Here is a 16,323-nt window from a genome sequence, read left to right on the forward strand (position 1 = left end):
GATGAGCGCACCCGTCAAACAGAAACGACTAACGCCCAAGGCCATTTCGGCTCTTAAGGGTGAACGCCCGATTGTCAGCCTCACCGCCTATACGACACCGATTGCGCGTCTGCTCGATCCGCATTGCGACTTGCTGCTGGTGGGGGACTCGCTCGGCATGGTGCTTTACGGCATGGATTCTACCCTTGCCGTAACGCTCGACATGATGATCGCCCATGGGCAGGCGGTGATGCGCGGGGTGGAGACGGCTTGTGTCATCGTCGATATGCCATTCGGCTCCTATCAGGAATCGAAGGAACAGGCGTTTCGCAACGCCGCCCGCGTGATGCAGGAAACCGGCTGTGACGGCGTCAAGCTTGAGGGCGGCGAGGAAATGGCCGAAACGGTCGATTTTCTGGTGCGTCGCGGCATTCCGGTGTTCGGTCATGTCGGGCTGATGCCGCAACAGGTCAATACGGTCGGCGGTTTCCGTTCGCTGGGACGCGATGACAATGAGGCCGACCGCATTCGTTGCGATGCGCAGGCCATCGCCGACGCCGGTGTGTTTGCGCTGGTCATTGAGGGCACGGTGGAGCCGCTGGCGCGCGAGATCACGGCATCGCTCTCCGTTCCGACGGTTGGCATCGGGGCATCGGCTGCCTGCGACGGGCAGATACTGGTTTCGGACGATATGCTGGGGCTGTTCCAGGATTTCACGCCGCGCTTCGTCAAGCGTTTTGCGCAACTGGCGCCGCAGGTGTCCGATGCGGCGAAAGCCTATGCCGAGGAGGTGCGGGCGCGCACATTCCCGGGACCGGAGCATGTTTTCGGCGCCAAACCGAAAGCCTGACCTCTCTTTGCTTTTCGCATTATCCTACGCAAAACCGCTTCGCACTTTTGCTGGAAATGCTTAAAACCTGTGCCGTATGGCGGTAGCGCCTTGTAATTATTCGTCAATCGCGTTCAATGTCGGAACTGTTTTCCGGAGTTGCCGTGACCGACGATATTGCCCATACCGAACTGATTGCCGTGCTGGCTGCCGTGACCAGCGAACAGCCGCGCGTCATGACCGTGCGGCAAGGGCAGGCTCTTCCCTCCGGCCCGTTCGAAAGCGAGCATCGTTCGTTGCAGTCGGGTCTGCGCGCCTGGGTGCAGTCGGAAACCGCGCATCCGGTCGGCTATCTGGAGCAGCTTTACACTTTTGCCGACCGTGACCGCCACGCACAGGGCGAGCGCATCATCTCGATCAGCTATCTCGGCCTCGTGCGCGAAAGCGATGCGGCGGCAGGGCAGGCGGGCTGGCGCGGCTGGTATGATTATCTGCCGTGGGAAGATCACCGTCAGGGCGAACCGGCCATCATGGAGCATCTCAACAATGCGCTCCTTGTCTGGGCCTATCGGGCCGAAACACCGGAACTGACCGCGCAGCGCATGCGGCGCATCGCCTTCACCTTTGGCTTTGACAATGGAGAGTGGGGCGGGCGCTGGAACGAAGACCTCGTGCTGCAACGCTATGAGCTGCTGTTCGAGGCAGGCTTGGTGGCGGAAGCCGGAATGAAGGAAGACGAGAACGGCCGTTCCATGTTTGCCGATCATCGCCGCATCCTTGCCACGGCGATTGCGCGGCTGCGAGCCAAGATCAAATATCGCCCGGTGGTGTTCGAATTGATGCCGGACAGTTTTACGCTTTTGCAACTCCAACGGACTGTCGAAGCGCTGGCGGGTCTGCGCCTGCACAAGCAGAATTTCCGCCGCCTGATCGAGCAGCAGGATCTCGTCGAGGAAACCGGCGAAAGCGACAGCGAAACCGGAGGTCGCCCGGCAAAACTGTTCCGTTTCCGCTACTCGATTGTCGAGGAACGCGCCCTTTCCGAGCGCCATCTGGCCGGAGCCAAGCTGCCAATCTCTCGCGATTGACAATATACTCGAATCGAGTATAAGTTCATAAACATGAAATACTCAGATTGAGTATAAATGGGCATGCCAGCGTATTTCCAGCAAAAGCGTAAAACGCTTTCACGTGAGGCTGATGCGTAACGCATGTCGATGAGCTGGGAGGCTCGCACATGAACGATCATGTTTCCGTTTCGCAACTCTATGACCGCGTGGCCAAGGTGCTGCCCAAGGCGGATTGGCTGGGCTTCGAAGACGATGTCGCCGCCATTATCGAGCTGAAGAAAAAGCGCAATGCCGTCATCCTTGCGCATAATTACCAGACGCCGGAAATCTTCCATTGCGTGGCCGATATTGTCGGCGACAGTCTGGCGCTGGCGCGCAAGGCTGCGGAGGTCGATGCCGATGTGATCGTGCTGGCGGGCGTGCATTTCATGGCCGAGACGGCCAAGCTGCTCAATCCAGGCAAGACGGTGCTCATCCCCGATATGGCTGCGGGCTGTTCGCTGGCCGACAGCATCACGCCGGAAGATGTGGCGTTGCTGCGCGAGGCGCATCCCGGCGTGCCGATCATCACCTATGTCAACACATCTGCTGCCGTGAAGGCGGCATCCGATATTTGCTGCACCTCCGGCAATGCCAAAAAGGTGGTGGAGTCGCTTGGCGTGCCGCGTGTGCTGATGATCCCCGACGAGTTTCTGGCGCAGAATGTGGCGCGCGAAACCAATGTCGAAATTCTCGCCTGGCATGGCCATTGCGAGGTGCATGAGCGGTTCACGCCCGACGATATCCGCGAATTGCGCGAAAGCCATCCGGGCGTCGTGGTTCTGGCGCATCCAGAATGCCCGCCGGAAGTGGTGGCGGTCGCCGATTTTGCCGGTTCCACGGCGGTTATGTCGGATTATGTCGGCGAGAAGAAGCCGCAGCGTGTCGTGCTTTTGACCGAATGCTCGATGAGCGACAATGTTGCCGTCGATCACCCGGATGTCGAGTTCATCCGCCCGTGCAATCTCTGCCCGCATATGAAGCGGATCACTCTTGCCAATATTCGCGATGCGCTGGAAAACAATCGTCATGAAGTGACAGTCGATGCAGCACTGATGGAGCCTGCCCGGCGTGCTGTCGAGCGGATGCTGGCGGTATGAACACGGCCTGGACTGCCCCGGTCCCAGTCCTCGTCATCGGCAGCGGCCTTGCCGGGCTGATGACGGCGCTCACGCTGTCGCCGCAGCCGGTTCTGCTGGTGACGGCAGGAACCCTCGGCCTGTCCGGTTCCAGCATGCTGGCGCAAGGCGGCATTGCCGCAAGTGTCGGCGCGGATGACAGCGCGGCGTTGCATCTGGCCGATACGATTGCGGCGGGCGACGGCCTGTGTGACGCAGGCGTGGCGGCGGAAATCATCGCGGCGGGCGCAGACGTCGTTGCGGCGCTGGAAGCGCATGGCGTGCACTTCGACCGCAAGGCGGACGGTTCATTTTCACTCGGTCTGGAAGCTGCCCATAGTCGCCATCGCATCGTGCATGTGGATGGCGATGCGACCGGCGCGGGCATCATGCGCGCTCTAACCGCGAAGGTTCTGGCGACGCCTTCGATCACCGTCATGGAAAACACCCGCGCTCTGCGGCTCATCTGGCAGGATGGTCGTGTGGTCGGCGCTTGTCTTGAAAATGTCGGCCCGGTCGCCGCGCGCGCCGTGGTGCTGGCGACGGGCGGGATCGGCGGACTTTATAACGCAACGACCACGCCGCTCGGCAATCTCGGCCAAGCTGCGATATTGGGGGCTGCTTTGGCAGGCCGCGCGGGCGCTGAGCTTGCCGATATGGAGTTCGTGCAATTCCACCCGACAGCGCTTGCCGTTTCTGCGCCGCGTCTGCCGTTGATCAGCGAGGCGGTTCGCGGGGAGGGCGCCAAGCTTGTCAATGATCGCGGCGAACGCTTCATGGCGGATGTTCCGGGCCGCGAGCTTGCGCCCCGTGATGTGGTGGCGCGCGCCATCGGCAGCGAGATCGCGCAAGGGCGCAAGGTCTATCTTGATGCATGCACGGCTCTGGGGGCGCGTTTTGCAACCCGGTTTCCCGGTATCGATGCGCTTTGCAAACAACACGGCATCGATCCGTCCCGCGATCTGATCCCGGTCAGACCGGCCACGCATTACCATATGGGCGGGATCAAGACTGACGCCGATGGGCGCAGCGGTCTGCCGGGTCTCTGGGCCGTGGGCGAAGCGGCTTGCACCGGCCTGCATGGCGCCAACCGGCTTGCCAGCAATTCGCTGCTTGAAGCCGCCGCGATGGGGCTGCGCGCCGCCCGCGCGCTTGGTGATGCAGAAGCGGTTGCCGTGCGGCATCCCCTGCCGGTCAGCCTGCCGCAAGGTGCGGACGCTGAACCCGTACGGCGGATCGTTTCCCGCCATCTTGGCCTGCTGCGTGATGAAGAAGGTTTGCGCTCTGCAATCACCGCCCTTCTCCCCCTCGCAGAGACCGACGATGCCGCAGCCGTGGCGCTGGTCGTTGCGGTTGCGGCATTTGAACGGTGCGAGTCCTGCGGCAGCCATGCCCGCACCGACTATCCCGCCAAAAACGCGGCACCCGCCCGCAGCTTTTTCACCTTTCCGGCAGCTTTCGCACTGGCACGCGAAATAGCCGCGCCTCACCCTGTTACAAGGACTGCATGATGAACCTGCCGCGCTTGTCTCCGCTTGTCGTAGAACCGCTGGTGCGCGCCGCACTTCTGGAAGATCTGGGGCTTGCTGGCGATATTACCAGCAATGCGGTGGTGCCGGAGGATCACCGCTCGGCCATGCTATTCAGCCTGCGCCAGCCGGGTGTCATTGCCGGGCTGGATGTGGCCGAAATGGCATTTCGTCTGGTCGATCCGGATGTCACATTCGAACGTCTGGCGCGGGACGGTCAGTCTCTTGAGAAGGGGGCGGATGTTGCCCGCGTTTCCGGCTCGTCCCGCTCCATTCTGGCGGGGGAGCGCACCGCGCTCAATTTTCTCGGCCACCTGTCCGGTATCGCCACGGCGACGGCTAATCTGGTGAAGGCGGTTCAGGGCACCAGGGCCTCCATCGTCTGCACGCGCAAGACAACGCCGGGACTGCGTGCCTTGCAAAAATATGCGGTCAGGGCAGGCGGTGGCATGAACCACCGTTTCGCGCTTTATGATGCGGTGTTGATCAAGGACAATCACATCGCGGTCGCTGGCGGCGTGCGCGAGGCCATCGAGCGCGCCAAGGCCGGTGCCGGTCATATGGTCAAGATCGAGGTTGAAGTCGATACGCTGCAACAGCTCGATGAAGCCATGGTTCTCGGCGTCGATGCGGTGCTGCTCGATAACATGTCACCTGCGCAATTGCGTGAGGCGGTGTCGGTGATCGGCGGGCGCGCCATTTCGGAAGCTTCCGGCGGCATCACACCGGAAACGGTGGCGGCAGTGGCTGCCAGCGGTGTTGATCTGATTTCGGTCGGCTGGACCACGCACAGCGCGCCAAACCTCGATATCGGGCTCGACTTTGAAGAGTTGACATGAAAAAGGGAGGCGATTGCCTCCCTCTTTATCTAGATAGCTGCGAGCCTTACTTTTCGACGAAAGCCTTCTCGATGACGTAATGTCCGGCTTCGCTCTGGCTGCCTTCCTTAAAACCACGTTCTTCCAGAATCTGCTTGGTTTCCGCCAGCATTTCCGGGCTGCCGCAGAGCATCATGCGGTCGTCTTCATGATTGAATTCAGGTAGGCCGACATCGGTAAAGAGCTGACCCGAACGAATAAGATCGGTCAGGCGGCCGCGATTCCGATAGGGTTCACGCGTGACTGTCGGATAATAAATGAGCTGCTTCTTCACCATCTCGCCAAGGAACTCATCCTGTGGCAGCTCGGTGGAGATGAAATCCGTATAGGCAAGTTCTGCCACCTGACGCACACCATGAACGAGAATGATCTTCTCGAAACGTTCATAAGCTTCCAGATCACGGATGATCGACAGGAATGGCGCGAGGCCGGTGCCGGTCGAGAGCAGCCAAAGATTTTTGCCGGGTTTCAGATTGTCATAGAGCAGCGTGCCGACCGGCTTCTTGGACAGGATGATCTGGTCGCCAACTTTCAAATGCTGCAGCTTGGAGGTCAGCGGACCGTTCGGTACCTTGATCGAGAAGAATTCCAGTCCGTCTTCGTAAAGGCTCGACGCAATCGAATAGGCGCGTGTGAGCGGCTTACCGTTCACTTCCAGGCCCATCATGATGAATTGTCCGCTCTGGAAGCGAAAGCCAGGGTCGCGCGTCGTGCGGAAGGAAAACAGCGTGTCGGTCCAGTGATGGATGTCGGTGACGGTTTCCTGATTGAAGTTGCTGCTCATTTTCGGAACTGTCTCTGTCTTGCTCCAGCACCGCTTGGGAGGACGGCGCCTATGGAATGGATTGGTTGGTCAGTCTTTATCGGTCATTGCCGCATTTTGCCCGCAGTCATGCAGCTCCGGGGAGTTCTGCATCCTCTGCAGGCAAAACGCTTTGATTGCAATCAATGTAAGCGCGTCATGCTGCCTTCAGGGTGGCTTCCGCGAATTCGTAATTGGCCAGCTTGTCGAGGAAGTTCGTTACATAGTCAGGCCGACGATTACGGAAATCGAGATAATAGCTATGCTCCCAGACATCAAGCCCTAATAGCGCCTTGCCTTCGCCGGTTGCCAGCGGATTGGAGCCATTTGGCGTCTTCGTAACCTTCAGCTTGCCGTCATTGGCCAGAACCAACCACGCCCAGCCCGAGCCGAACTGGCCAACCGCCGCCGTCTTGAAGGCTTCCTTGAACTGGTCGACGCCGCCGAAATCCTCGACGATCTTCTTTTCCAACGCGCCCGGAAGGCGTCCACCGTTTGCTGACAGGTTCTGCCAGAACAGGTCGTGGTTCCAATGCTGGCCGGCATTGTTGAAGACCGGAGCGAGATCGGCCTTGTCTTTCGCAAACAGCACGATTTCCTCAAGCGACTTGCCCTTGAGCGCATCGTTCTTTTCAACGAAGCCGTTGAGCGCCGTTACATAAGCCTGATGGTGCTTGCCGTGGTGCAGCTCAAGCGTTTCGGTGCCCATGCCGACGCCTTCAAGAGCGTTGGTCGCATAGGGAAGCGGAGGCAAGGTGAAGCTCATTTTAGACTCCTTGATATACAACTATCTTGATAATTCTGAGCGGATCGCTTAATTTAACAAGATAATTCTTCTTTAAATCGAAAACAGGCAATATGTCAAGAAATGACTTTCTAAATACCGACGAATTGGGAGCACGTTCTCCCGCCGAGAAGATCATGCTCGCGCTCAAGATGCGCGGTGCGCAGACGGCTGCCGCAATTGGCGAACATCTTGGCACCACCGGCGAGGCGGTGCGCCAGCAGCTGGTGCGGCTGGCCGAGGAAGGTCTCGTCGCGCCGCATTCCGTATCGCAGGGCGTCGGTCGCCCCTCGCAGTTCTGGGATCTGACGGAAACCGGTAACAAGCGCTTTCCCGATACCCATGCCGATCTGACCGTTCAGCTTCTGCATTCCGTGCGCACCATTCTCGGCGACGATGCGCTGGATACGCTGATCGCCCATCGTGAGACCGAGACGCGCCGTCAGTATCAGACACGTTTGAAGGACTTGTCTCTCGATCAGCGGGTGAAGGAACTCGCCGACATCCGGTCCGCAGAAGGCTACATGGCCGATGCCGAAAAGCGCGAAGATGGCTCATGGCTTCTCATTGAAAATCATTGCCCCATTTGCGCTGCCGCCGATGCCTGTCAGGGTTTCTGCCGGTCGGAGCTTCAGGTATTCAGGGCCGTGCTGGGCCCCGATGTTTCGGTAAACCGCACCGAGCATATTCTGGCGGGTGCGCGGCGCTGCGCCTACGTTATTTCGCCCGCCGCTTGATTACACTTTCAGCATTGCGCAGGCTGGGGCCGTCTTGCGCTACGAACAAGAGCGAGTGCTGACAGGAAAGCCAGCGCAGACAGAACGGCAAAACCGGAGAAGAGCCAAAGTGCGGCATGCGCAGTGCCGGCAAAGCCGCCGGGATTGGTGAGCCCGGCCATATTGGCAATCATTCCGGCAAGTGCTGCACCAAGCGCTGTTGTGAAAAGCTGTACCATGGTCACGGAAGCGGTGGCCAGATTCTGGTCCTCTGCGTCGGCGCGCTTGAAGATGCGGGTCAGCAAATGCGGCCATGTCAGGCCAACGCCGAAACCGATCACGGCCAGCGCGATGCAGATTGGCAGCAGATTGTACCAATGTCCTTCGCTTCCAGCCGGAATGAGAACGGCCAATGTCACCATGCCTGCCACGCCCATGACAGGAGCGGCGAGAATGACACGATCGGTGCGCCCTGCGGCAACCCCTGACGATCCGATGGAGCCGAGCGTCCAGCTACCGCCCATGATTGCAGCCAGATATCCTGCAACGAGTGGCGACTGATTGTGCAGCACTTGGAAGAACAGCGGCACGAACACTTCCGCGCTGGTCACCGAGGCGCTGAGGAAGGCAAGCGTGAGATAAAGCGCCCCGAGTTTCTGGATGCTGAACGAGCCTTTCGGCAGAATCCGCCTGCGGGCTTTCATTTCCACCACTGCAAGAAGAAGCAGCAAGACGACGGCAAGCACCACACCACCAGCATTCCATACCAGTTCGGATGAAATGCTTCCGGCCGAAACGGCAAGGACGGCTGCAGTCAAAAGGATGAGCTGCGGCCAGGCCAGCCGGTCATTGCTGGCGGCGGAGCCGGATTCACGCGGCAGCACCGTCATGGCCATAATGGTGAATACGGCGATAACCGGGGCGAGTGACCAGAAGGCTGCGCGCCAGATGCCGAGCTCGGCAAAAACGCCGCCAATGGCAGGGCCGACGAGCGTGGCCACGCCCCACATACCGGAAACGAGGCCGATGGCGCGAGGCCATAGCGCCTCGTCGAAAACAATGCGGATCATGGAATAGGACAGGGAGAGCATCAAGCCGCCGCCAAGGCCTTGTATGGCCCGCCCCGCCAGCATGACGGGCATGGATGGAGCGAGGCCGCAAGTCAGAGTTCCGGCAGCAAATATAATTGCTGCAATCAGATAGGCACTGCGCGGGCCCGCCTGCGAAAGCAGGCGCGGCACGAGGGCCGAACCGAGAATAGATGCGGTGACGAACAGTGCTGTGTTCCAGGCGTAGTAATCCATGCCGCCAATATCGGCGACGACCGTTGGCAAAATGGTTGTGGCAATGAACACGTTGATGGCATGAAGCGCAACGCCGCCGACAAGCGTCAGCGAAACAATGGCGTTTCTACCTGCAAACAGGTCTCCCCAACCGGCGGTCGGCTTGTGATCCTGCATTTTATTTTCCTTTGACTGTCATTACGCGAGCGTAAGCCTGAATGAGGTCGCCCCGAACATGGAGCCAATGGCTACGCTCGCACCTATAATTTGTCAAGCAAATGCTTGTTTAATTAAATTGATGATACTCCGGGAACTGTAGCAAGCTATCTTGTTGGGCAGAAGCTCTTTGTCCAGACAAAGACTTTCAATGAAAACAACGCTGCAAAAGGGAAGCATAAGGGAAGGGGTTCAAATCCTCACAAAAAACTCTATATGAAGCGCGTACCGCCAAAGGCGAGGAAGTAATCCGCGATAGCTTGTGGGGAAATTTTTTCCCGATAATGCTGTGGCGGATTTGTGTTTCTGTCACAAGCTTCCTATAAGCCTTCGAATAATTCGGGAAACTACTTGCGTGTTTCCTCAACTTGGCAAACCAGCCTTGCTGGCGAGGCCAGATTTCCCCTTATGGACGACCCGGAACTGCCATGATCCAGACGCCTTACTACCTGATCGACAAGACCAAGCTGAAGCGGAATATGGAAAAGATCGCCTACGTGCGCGAGAATTCCGGCGCGAAGGCTTTGCTGGCGCTGAAATGCTTCGCGACATGGTCTGTGTTCGATTTCATGAGCCAGTATATGGACGGCACGACCTCGTCCTCGCTCAACGAAGTGCGTCTCGGCCACGAGAAATTCGGCGGCGAAACCCACGCCTATAGCGTTGCCTATGCCGATCATGAGATCGATGAAGTCATCGCCAATGCCGACAAGATCATCTTCAATTCCATCGGCCAGCTGGAACGCTTCGCCGACAAGGCAGCGCATATCAAGCGCGGTCTGCGCCTCAATCCGGGCGTGTCGTCATCGAGCTTCGATTTAGCCGATCCAGCGCGTCCGTTCAGCCGCCTTGGCGAATGGGATGTGATGAAAGTCGAGAAGGTCATGGACCGGGTGACTGGTTTCATGATTCACAACAACTGCGAAAATTCCGACTTCGGTCTTTTCGACAAGATGCTGACCGATATCGAAGAAAAGTTCGGCTCGCTTCTGCACCGGGTTGAATGGGTCAGCCTTGGCGGCGGCATTCACTTCACCGGCGACAATTATCCGGTCGATGAATTCTGCGCGCGCCTGAAGGCTTTCTCGGAAAAGTTCGGCGTGCAGGTCTATCTGGAGCCGGGCGAAGCCTCGATCACCAAAACCACGACGCTTGAAGTGACGGTTCTCGACACGCTGTTCAATGGCAAGAACCTCGCTGTCGTCGATAGCTCGATCGAAGCCCATATGCTTGATCTGCTCATCTATCGCGAAAAAGCGAAGATGGCGCCAAACAATGGCGAGCATAGCTATATGGTCTGCGGCAAGTCGTGTCTTGCTGGCGATATTTTCGGCGAGTTCACCTTCGACAAGGAGCTCTCCATCGGCGACCGCCTCTCATTTGAAGATGCGGCCGGTTATACGATGGTCAAAAAGAACTGGTTTAATGGCGTTAAAATGCCAGCCATTGCCGTGCGCGAACTTGATGGCACGGTCAAGCTTGTCCGCGAATTTGATTATGCGGATTTTGAGGGTTCGCTCTCCTGAACCCTGCGTCGCGGTATTACTCAGCGGCGTAAAGCTTAAACAGGTTCCGCGGCTGAGAGCGCCGGGGACGAGAAACAGATGGCGGGAAACCGCTGGAAGAGGAAGCATCGACAGAAAATGAAGAAGAACGTTCTCATTATCGGCGCCGGGGGCGTGGCACAGGTTGTTGCACATAAATGTGCGCAAAACTCTGACATATTGGGCGATATCCACATTGCGTCCCGCACGGTTGAGAAATGCCGCAAGATTATCGATAGCGTGCATGAAAAGAAGAGCCTCAAGACCGAGGTGAAGCTGGAAGCGCATGCGCTGGATGCTCTGGATATTGAAGCCACCAAGGCTCTGATCCAGAAGACGGGTGTTCAGATCGTCATCAATGTCGGCTCGGCCTTCCTCAATATGTCGGTCCTTCGTGCCTGCATCGATACGGGCGTTGCCTATATGGATACGGCCATTCACGAAGATCCGAAGAAGATCTGCGAGACGCCGCCATGGTATGGCAACTACGAATGGAAGAACTTGCAGGAATGCGAAGAGAAGGGCATCACCGCTATTCTCGGCATCGGCTTTGATCCGGGCGTGGTCAATGCCTATGCGCGTCTGGCTGCCGACGATTATCTGGATGAAGTGAAGTCCATCGATATCGTTGACATCAATGCCGGTTCGCATGGCCGCTGGTTCTCGACCAATTTCGATCCGGAAATTAATTTCCGCGAATTCACCGGTACGGTCTATTCCTGGCAGAAGGGTGCATGGCAGTCGAACAAGATGTTCGAAGTCGGCCACACCTTTGACCTGCCTGTCGTCGGCCCAAGCAAAGCCTATATGACCGGCCATGATGAAGTACATTCGCTATCCAAGAACTATCCGAACGCCGATGTCCGCTTCTGGATGGGTTTTGGCGATCACTACATCAACGTCTTCACGGTGCTGAACAATCTGGGCCTCCTGTCCGAACAGCCGGTCAAGACCGCTGAAGGTCTGGAAGTCGTGCCGCTCAAGGTGGTCAAGGCTGTGTTGCCCGATCCGTCGTCGCTTGCGCCGGATTATACCGGCAAGACCTGCATTGGCGATTTCGTCAAGGGCACCAAGGACGGCAAGGAGAAGGAAGTCTTCATCTACAACGTTGCCGACCATAAGGACGCTTACAACGAAGTGGGTTCGCAGGGCATTTCCTACACGGCTGGCGTTCCGCCTGTTGCAGCCGCAATCCTGATCGCTTCGGGCGAATGGGATGTGAAGAAGATGGTCAATGTGGAAGAGCTGAATCCGAAGCCTTTCCTCCACATCCTGAACCAGATCGGCCTGCCATCCCGCATTAAGGATGAAGACGGCGACCGCGCGCTCGACTTCGCGTGAACGCGGAATAAGAGACCTGAAAAGCCCCGCTTTGGCGGGGTTTTTTATTGCGCGCTTCATGCTGCGCTCTGCCTTCTTCGATCCTCATCCTGAGGAGGCCCGCAGGGCCGTCTCGAAGGATCGAAGAATGACGATGGAGGACAGCGTTGCGTTGCCAGTTCCATCTGGACCTCGCCCTTCGAGGTTTCGCTTCGCTCCGCACCTCAGGGTGAGGGGTGTGGCGCTCGATAAAGAGGTCAGAAGAGCGGCGGCGAGAAGGTGCGCGGGGTGATTGAGATTCTGGTGATGACGAGACGAAAATGGTGTTTCTCGAGAACCGGAGCGGAGTGTACTTTAGGGTCCATGAGCACCGGAAGCGAAGAGAAGCGCCATTTGCAGGCCGTCAGCGCCTGAATATCATTCGCCCCGGGGCCAGGTATCGGATAACCGATACCCGCCCGGAAACGGATCGCTCGGATCGAGCATCAGCTGAGCGGTTCCCGTCACCCATGCGCGGCCGGAAATGATCGGGCTGATGGCGGGCTTACCCGCTAATTCCAGCGCCTTGTCGAGACGACAATGAAATTCCGTACCGAGCACGGATTTGCCGATAAAGCGTTCGCCGACTTTCATCTGGCCTTTGGCGTACAGCACGGCCATACGCGCAGAACATCCGGTGCCGGTTGGCGAACGGTCGAGCTTGGCCGGACGGATCGCCACCGTGTTAACGCCGGTCAGGACATCGCCCTCGCGCGTGACCGGCTCGGTGATCTGGCAAAACGAAATGTGGTTCCAGTCCTTTTCCGGATGACGGAAACCAAGCTGCTCATTGGCGGCCTTGGTGATCCTCACACCAATCTCGGCCAGTTCGCGTGCCTGACCCGGCTCGATCTTCATGCCGATCTGCGCCGCATTGATAATGACAAAACTGTCGCCGCCATAGGCCGTATCGACGGTAACAGTGCCAAGTCCCTCGACTTCGAGCGCTGCATCCAGCCTATCCGCGAAAGACGGCACGTTGCGCACGCTGATGCGCTCGGCCTTGCCGTTGCGGCACTCGGCTTCCACTTCGATGACGCCGCCCGGTGCTTCCAGAACCATGCGGGTTACCGGCTCCTGCATCGGGATGATGCCGCTGTCGAGCAGAACTGTTGAAACGCAAATCGAGTTCGAACCCGACATGGGCGGTGTGTCGGCAGGCTCCATGATGATGAAACCCATCTGCGCGCGCGGGTCTTTCGGCGGCACCAGAAGATTGACGTGGCGGAACACACCGCCGCGCGGCTCATTCAGCACGAAATTACGTAAAGTTTCGTCATTGGCGATGAAACGCGACTGCTCCCACACCGTTTCGCCCGGAGGAGGGGCCACGCCACCGACGATGACATCACCGACTTCGCCCTCCGCATGACAGCCGACAATATGGATGACTTTGGTGCTGCGCATGACGCCTCCTGCAATTAGAGCGCATCCCGAAAAGTGTGAAACGGTTTTCGGATAAGATGCGCGTGAAAACAAATAGTTAGGCCACCGATCTGATGCAATCGGATCGGTGGCCTAACGTAATTATTTCTATCGGTTAGGGCGTTGGCGTCAATCCTTTATCGGACGGGCAATTGCGCTTTCGCGCCAGAATGAGGATTTCATTCCTCTCTATGTCAGGAGACGAAAAATCCATTTCGAGACGTGTTGCTTCTTTGAACAAGTCTGTTATCCATGGTGCTCTTATTTTGTGCAAATCGATGCGCAGCCCGCTTGGCTCCGGATCAGTTTCTGGAACATACACAACGTTCCCGATAGAAATTGAACAACCCGAAAAACGGGGTGTGGTCGCTTTCCGAGCGATGGACACCCTTAGCCGGCATGGGACGGTCGATGATCGTATTTCCACGCCTCTTCTCAGATTGACATGGTCTCTGATGTTCCGGGGTGCGGCCTCAATCAAAATGGAACATCCGGCGGATTGACGGTCCCGGGTGTTTCGGGGAGCTGACTATGGACAGGACAATCGATGCGGGTTTGCAGGAACCCCACGAAACCAGCGCGCAACGCTGGGGCAGAGAGATGGCAGCGGCACTGAAACTTGGCTGGCCGCTTATCTTCACCAATCTTTCGCAAGCAGCGCTGACGGCGACCGACGTTATTTTTATCGGCCGCCTTGGGGCGAATACGCTCGCTTCGGCGCTGTTGGCGACGAGCTTCTATCATACGCTAATGATCTTCTCGATGGGGCTTGTCTCGGCTGTAATGCCGATGATCGCCATTGCGCTCGGCAAGAACCGCCATTCGGTGCGCGATGTGCGCCGCACCGTGCGTCAGGGATTCTGGACTGCGATCATGATCGCGATCCCGGTGTGGGTCGTACTCTGGCATTGCGAGGAGATTTTCCTGTTCCTGGGCCAGCGCCCGGATATTGCAGCCCGCTCGACGGATTTCATGCACACGCTGCAATGGGCGCTGCTGCCTTATCTCGGCTATATCGTCCTGCGCTCGTTCTTTGCGGCCATGGAAAAGCCGATGTGGACGTTGCTTGTCGCCGCACTGGCCATCGGCTTCAACGCGCTTGCAGGCTGGACGCTGATTTTCGGTCACTTCGGTTTTCCACGTATGGAACTGCACGGTGCTGGTATCGCCACCACGGCGTCGAGCACGATGATGTTCCTCGGACTTGCATTCATCACGCTGCGTCACCATCGTTTCCGCCGCTATCACCTATTCGGCCGCTTCTGGCGTCCCGACTGGGCGCGCCTGCGCGAGCTCTGGCGCATCGGCATCCCGATGGCGCTGACATTTGTATTTGAAACCTCCATCTTCTATGCCGCCGTTGTCATGATGGGCCGGATCAGCCCGACTGCGATGGCCGCTCATGCCGTGGCAATCCAGATCGCATCGCTCAGCTTCATGGTGCCGCTCGGTTTCGGGCAAGTTGCAACCGTGCGTGTGGGCAGAGCCTATGGCGCCGGCCATCCCAAGGCGATTGCCTATGCTGGCTGGAGCGCCTATTTCCTCGGTGTCGGTTTCATGGCCGTGATGGGGCTCTTGATGGTCCTCATTCCGCGTTTGTTCATTGGCGTGTTCCTCGATCTCCACGATCCGCAAAATCTACCGGTGATGGAACTGGCCGTGACTTTCCTGGCGCTGGCAGCCCTCTTCCAGATCGTGGACGGTGCGCAGGCCGTCGCTGCAGGCATGCTGCGCGGGTTGCGCGATACACGCGTTCCGATGTTTTTGGCTTTGTTCGGCTATTGGGGAGTGGGATTGCCACTTGGTGCGTTGCTTGCGTTCAAGTTCGAACTCGGCGGCGTGGGTATCTGGCTCGGTCTTGCCGCCGGCCTCGGTATTGTCGCGGTACTGATGACGCTGCGGTGGCGTAAGCACCTCGCACATATCTCGGCCCATCCGGCCTGACAAAAGAAAAAGCCATACGCCGCGACAGGCGTATGGCTTTCAGATCGCGATACTTGAGGCTTATTTCGTCAAAGCCGCGATGCGGTCGAGGGCTGCGCCGAAGCCTTTCAGCGAAATCTTGAAGGCGACCGGCTGGCTTGGGCTCAAGGCAGTGGTCGTGACGTTGATATTGGTACCAGCCTTGAGAGCTGCGACCTGCTTGGCTTCGAAGCTTACCGGTGCCAGGCAGCCCTGTGGCAAGCAGGTGGAGAAAGCGAGATTCGGTCCGGTGACTTCATCAATCTTGAGCGAAGCGCCCTTGGCGAGATCAAGGCCGAACGGCATCAGAATGACGCCTTCAACCTTGCCGCCGGCGACATTGTGCAATTCTGCGGTGAGGACGCGCTGACCGGTCTGCGTGCTGCTCTGGTCCTGTCGCATGACGCAGATGCTTGTTTCTTTCTGGCTTTGACAGGAAACGGTCCAGTCCTGGTAGGTCTCCTGAAGGGTGCTTGCTCCGCCGGGGAGGGGAGCCGCCAGCACTGGTGCTCCGGAAATGGCTGCGAGCGTGAATGCAAGACCGATTGCGCGATAGCTTTTCATAAATAGATTCTCTCTGAAATGAATGAGTCCCAGAACCGTATACTCGGACACTATGTCCAGGAAAACATTATTGAGCATAAAATATTCGTGTATTCAACTATGATTTATCTTTTATATTTTACTTATATAAATATAGGTCAATATATTATTGGTTATTTGGTCCGCTTTTTCTTTGGGGCAAGGTTTTGCTTATAGCCCCTTTCCCTCACAATTTGGGAATTTTAGA

At 57.8% G+C, this 16,323-nt stretch carries 14 protein-coding genes; 9 read left to right on the plus strand and 5 right to left on the minus strand.

The features are described 5' to 3' along the window. Position 1: 1 nt before the first annotated feature. The 5 genes from panB to nadC all read left to right on the plus strand — a co-directional run bounded on the left by panB (position 2) and on the right by nadC (position 5,403). Positions 2-829, plus strand: a complete 828-nt coding sequence (gene panB, locus CQZ93_RS01855; RefSeq protein ID WP_105541073.1) for a 3-methyl-2-oxobutanoate hydroxymethyltransferase — start codon at positions 2-4, stop codon at positions 827-829. A gap of 116 nt (positions 830-945) precedes the next feature. Then, a complete protein-coding gene (locus tag CQZ93_RS01860) occupies positions 946-1,896 on the plus strand; it encodes an NUDIX hydrolase (protein ID WP_105541074.1) in 951 nt (316 codons plus the stop codon). Between the two features lie 149 nt (positions 1,897-2,045). Next, complete coding sequence (gene nadA / locus CQZ93_RS01865) at positions 2,046-3,017, plus strand: quinolinate synthase NadA (protein ID WP_105541075.1); 972 nt, start codon at positions 2,046-2,048, stop codon at positions 3,015-3,017. Beyond that, positions 3,014-4,546, plus strand: coding sequence for an L-aspartate oxidase (locus CQZ93_RS01870; protein WP_105541076.1), 1,533 nt, complete (start codon positions 3,014-3,016; stop codon positions 4,544-4,546). The genes nadA and CQZ93_RS01870 overlap by 4 nt, the downstream gene beginning before the upstream one ends. After that, positions 4,546-5,403 carry a carboxylating nicotinate-nucleotide diphosphorylase gene (gene nadC, locus CQZ93_RS01875; RefSeq protein ID WP_105543137.1) on the plus strand — a complete coding sequence of 286 codons (858 nt, stop codon included), beginning with the start codon at positions 4,546-4,548 and terminating at the stop codon, positions 5,401-5,403. The genes CQZ93_RS01870 and nadC overlap by 1 nt, the downstream gene beginning before the upstream one ends. Positions 5,404-5,449: 46 nt before the next feature. Here nadC and CQZ93_RS01880 read toward each other — a convergent pair whose 3' ends face one another. Together CQZ93_RS01880 and CQZ93_RS01885 are read right to left on the minus strand one after the other, a co-directional pair. Continuing rightward, positions 5,450-6,226, minus strand: a complete 777-nt coding sequence (locus tag CQZ93_RS01880) for a ferredoxin--NADP reductase (protein WP_105541077.1) — start codon at positions 6,224-6,226, stop codon at positions 5,450-5,452. Positions 6,227-6,401: 175 nt separating this feature from the next. Continuing rightward, positions 6,402-7,010 (minus strand): superoxide dismutase, encoded by a 609-nt coding sequence (locus tag CQZ93_RS01885; RefSeq protein WP_078337946.1) that lies wholly within the window; start codon positions 7,008-7,010, stop codon positions 6,402-6,404. 155 nt (positions 7,011-7,165) lie between these two features. On the opposite strand from CQZ93_RS01885, the gene CQZ93_RS01890 reads away from it, so the two are divergent. After that, on the plus strand, positions 7,166-7,765 hold the full coding sequence (locus tag CQZ93_RS01890; RefSeq protein ID WP_105541078.1) for a helix-turn-helix transcriptional regulator: 600 nt from the start codon (positions 7,166-7,168) through the stop codon (positions 7,763-7,765). A gap of 8 nt (positions 7,766-7,773) precedes the next feature. Here CQZ93_RS01890 and CQZ93_RS01895 read toward each other — a convergent pair whose 3' ends face one another. After that, positions 7,774-9,204: an MFS transporter gene (locus CQZ93_RS01895; protein ID WP_105541079.1), complete on the minus strand. Its 1,431-nt coding sequence runs from the start codon at positions 9,202-9,204 to the stop codon at positions 7,774-7,776. 467 nt (positions 9,205-9,671) lie between these two features. On the opposite strand from CQZ93_RS01895, the gene nspC reads away from it, so the two are divergent. Further along, complete coding sequence (gene nspC, locus CQZ93_RS01900; RefSeq protein WP_105541080.1) at positions 9,672-10,769, plus strand: carboxynorspermidine decarboxylase; 1,098 nt, start codon at positions 9,672-9,674, stop codon at positions 10,767-10,769. 117 nt (positions 10,770-10,886) lie between these two features. Further along, on the plus strand, positions 10,887-12,128 hold the full coding sequence (locus tag CQZ93_RS01905) for a saccharopine dehydrogenase family protein (protein ID WP_105541081.1): 1,242 nt from the start codon (positions 10,887-10,889) through the stop codon (positions 12,126-12,128). 396 nt (positions 12,129-12,524) lie between these two features. Here the strand turns inward: CQZ93_RS01905 and CQZ93_RS01915 are convergent, their stop codons facing one another. Further along, a complete protein-coding gene (locus CQZ93_RS01915) occupies positions 12,525-13,553 on the minus strand; it encodes a trans-3-hydroxy-L-proline dehydratase (RefSeq protein ID WP_105541082.1) in 1,029 nt (342 codons plus the stop codon). A 549-nt stretch (positions 13,554-14,102) separates the two neighbouring features. Here CQZ93_RS01915 and CQZ93_RS01920 point away from each other — a divergent pair. Then, a complete protein-coding gene (locus CQZ93_RS01920) occupies positions 14,103-15,515 on the plus strand; it encodes an MATE family efflux transporter (RefSeq protein ID WP_105541083.1) in 1,413 nt (470 codons plus the stop codon). 60 nt (positions 15,516-15,575) lie between these two features. Here CQZ93_RS01920 and CQZ93_RS01925 read toward each other — a convergent pair whose 3' ends face one another. Beyond that, positions 15,576-16,097 (minus strand): invasion associated locus B family protein, encoded by a 522-nt coding sequence (locus CQZ93_RS01925; RefSeq protein WP_105543138.1) that lies wholly within the window; start codon positions 16,095-16,097, stop codon positions 15,576-15,578. Positions 16,098-16,323 lie beyond the last annotated feature (226 nt).

It is taken from the genome of Ochrobactrum vermis, assembly GCF_002975205.1.
In the GTDB taxonomy this organism is placed as follows: Bacteria; Pseudomonadota; Alphaproteobacteria; order Rhizobiales; family Rhizobiaceae; genus Brucella; species Brucella vermis.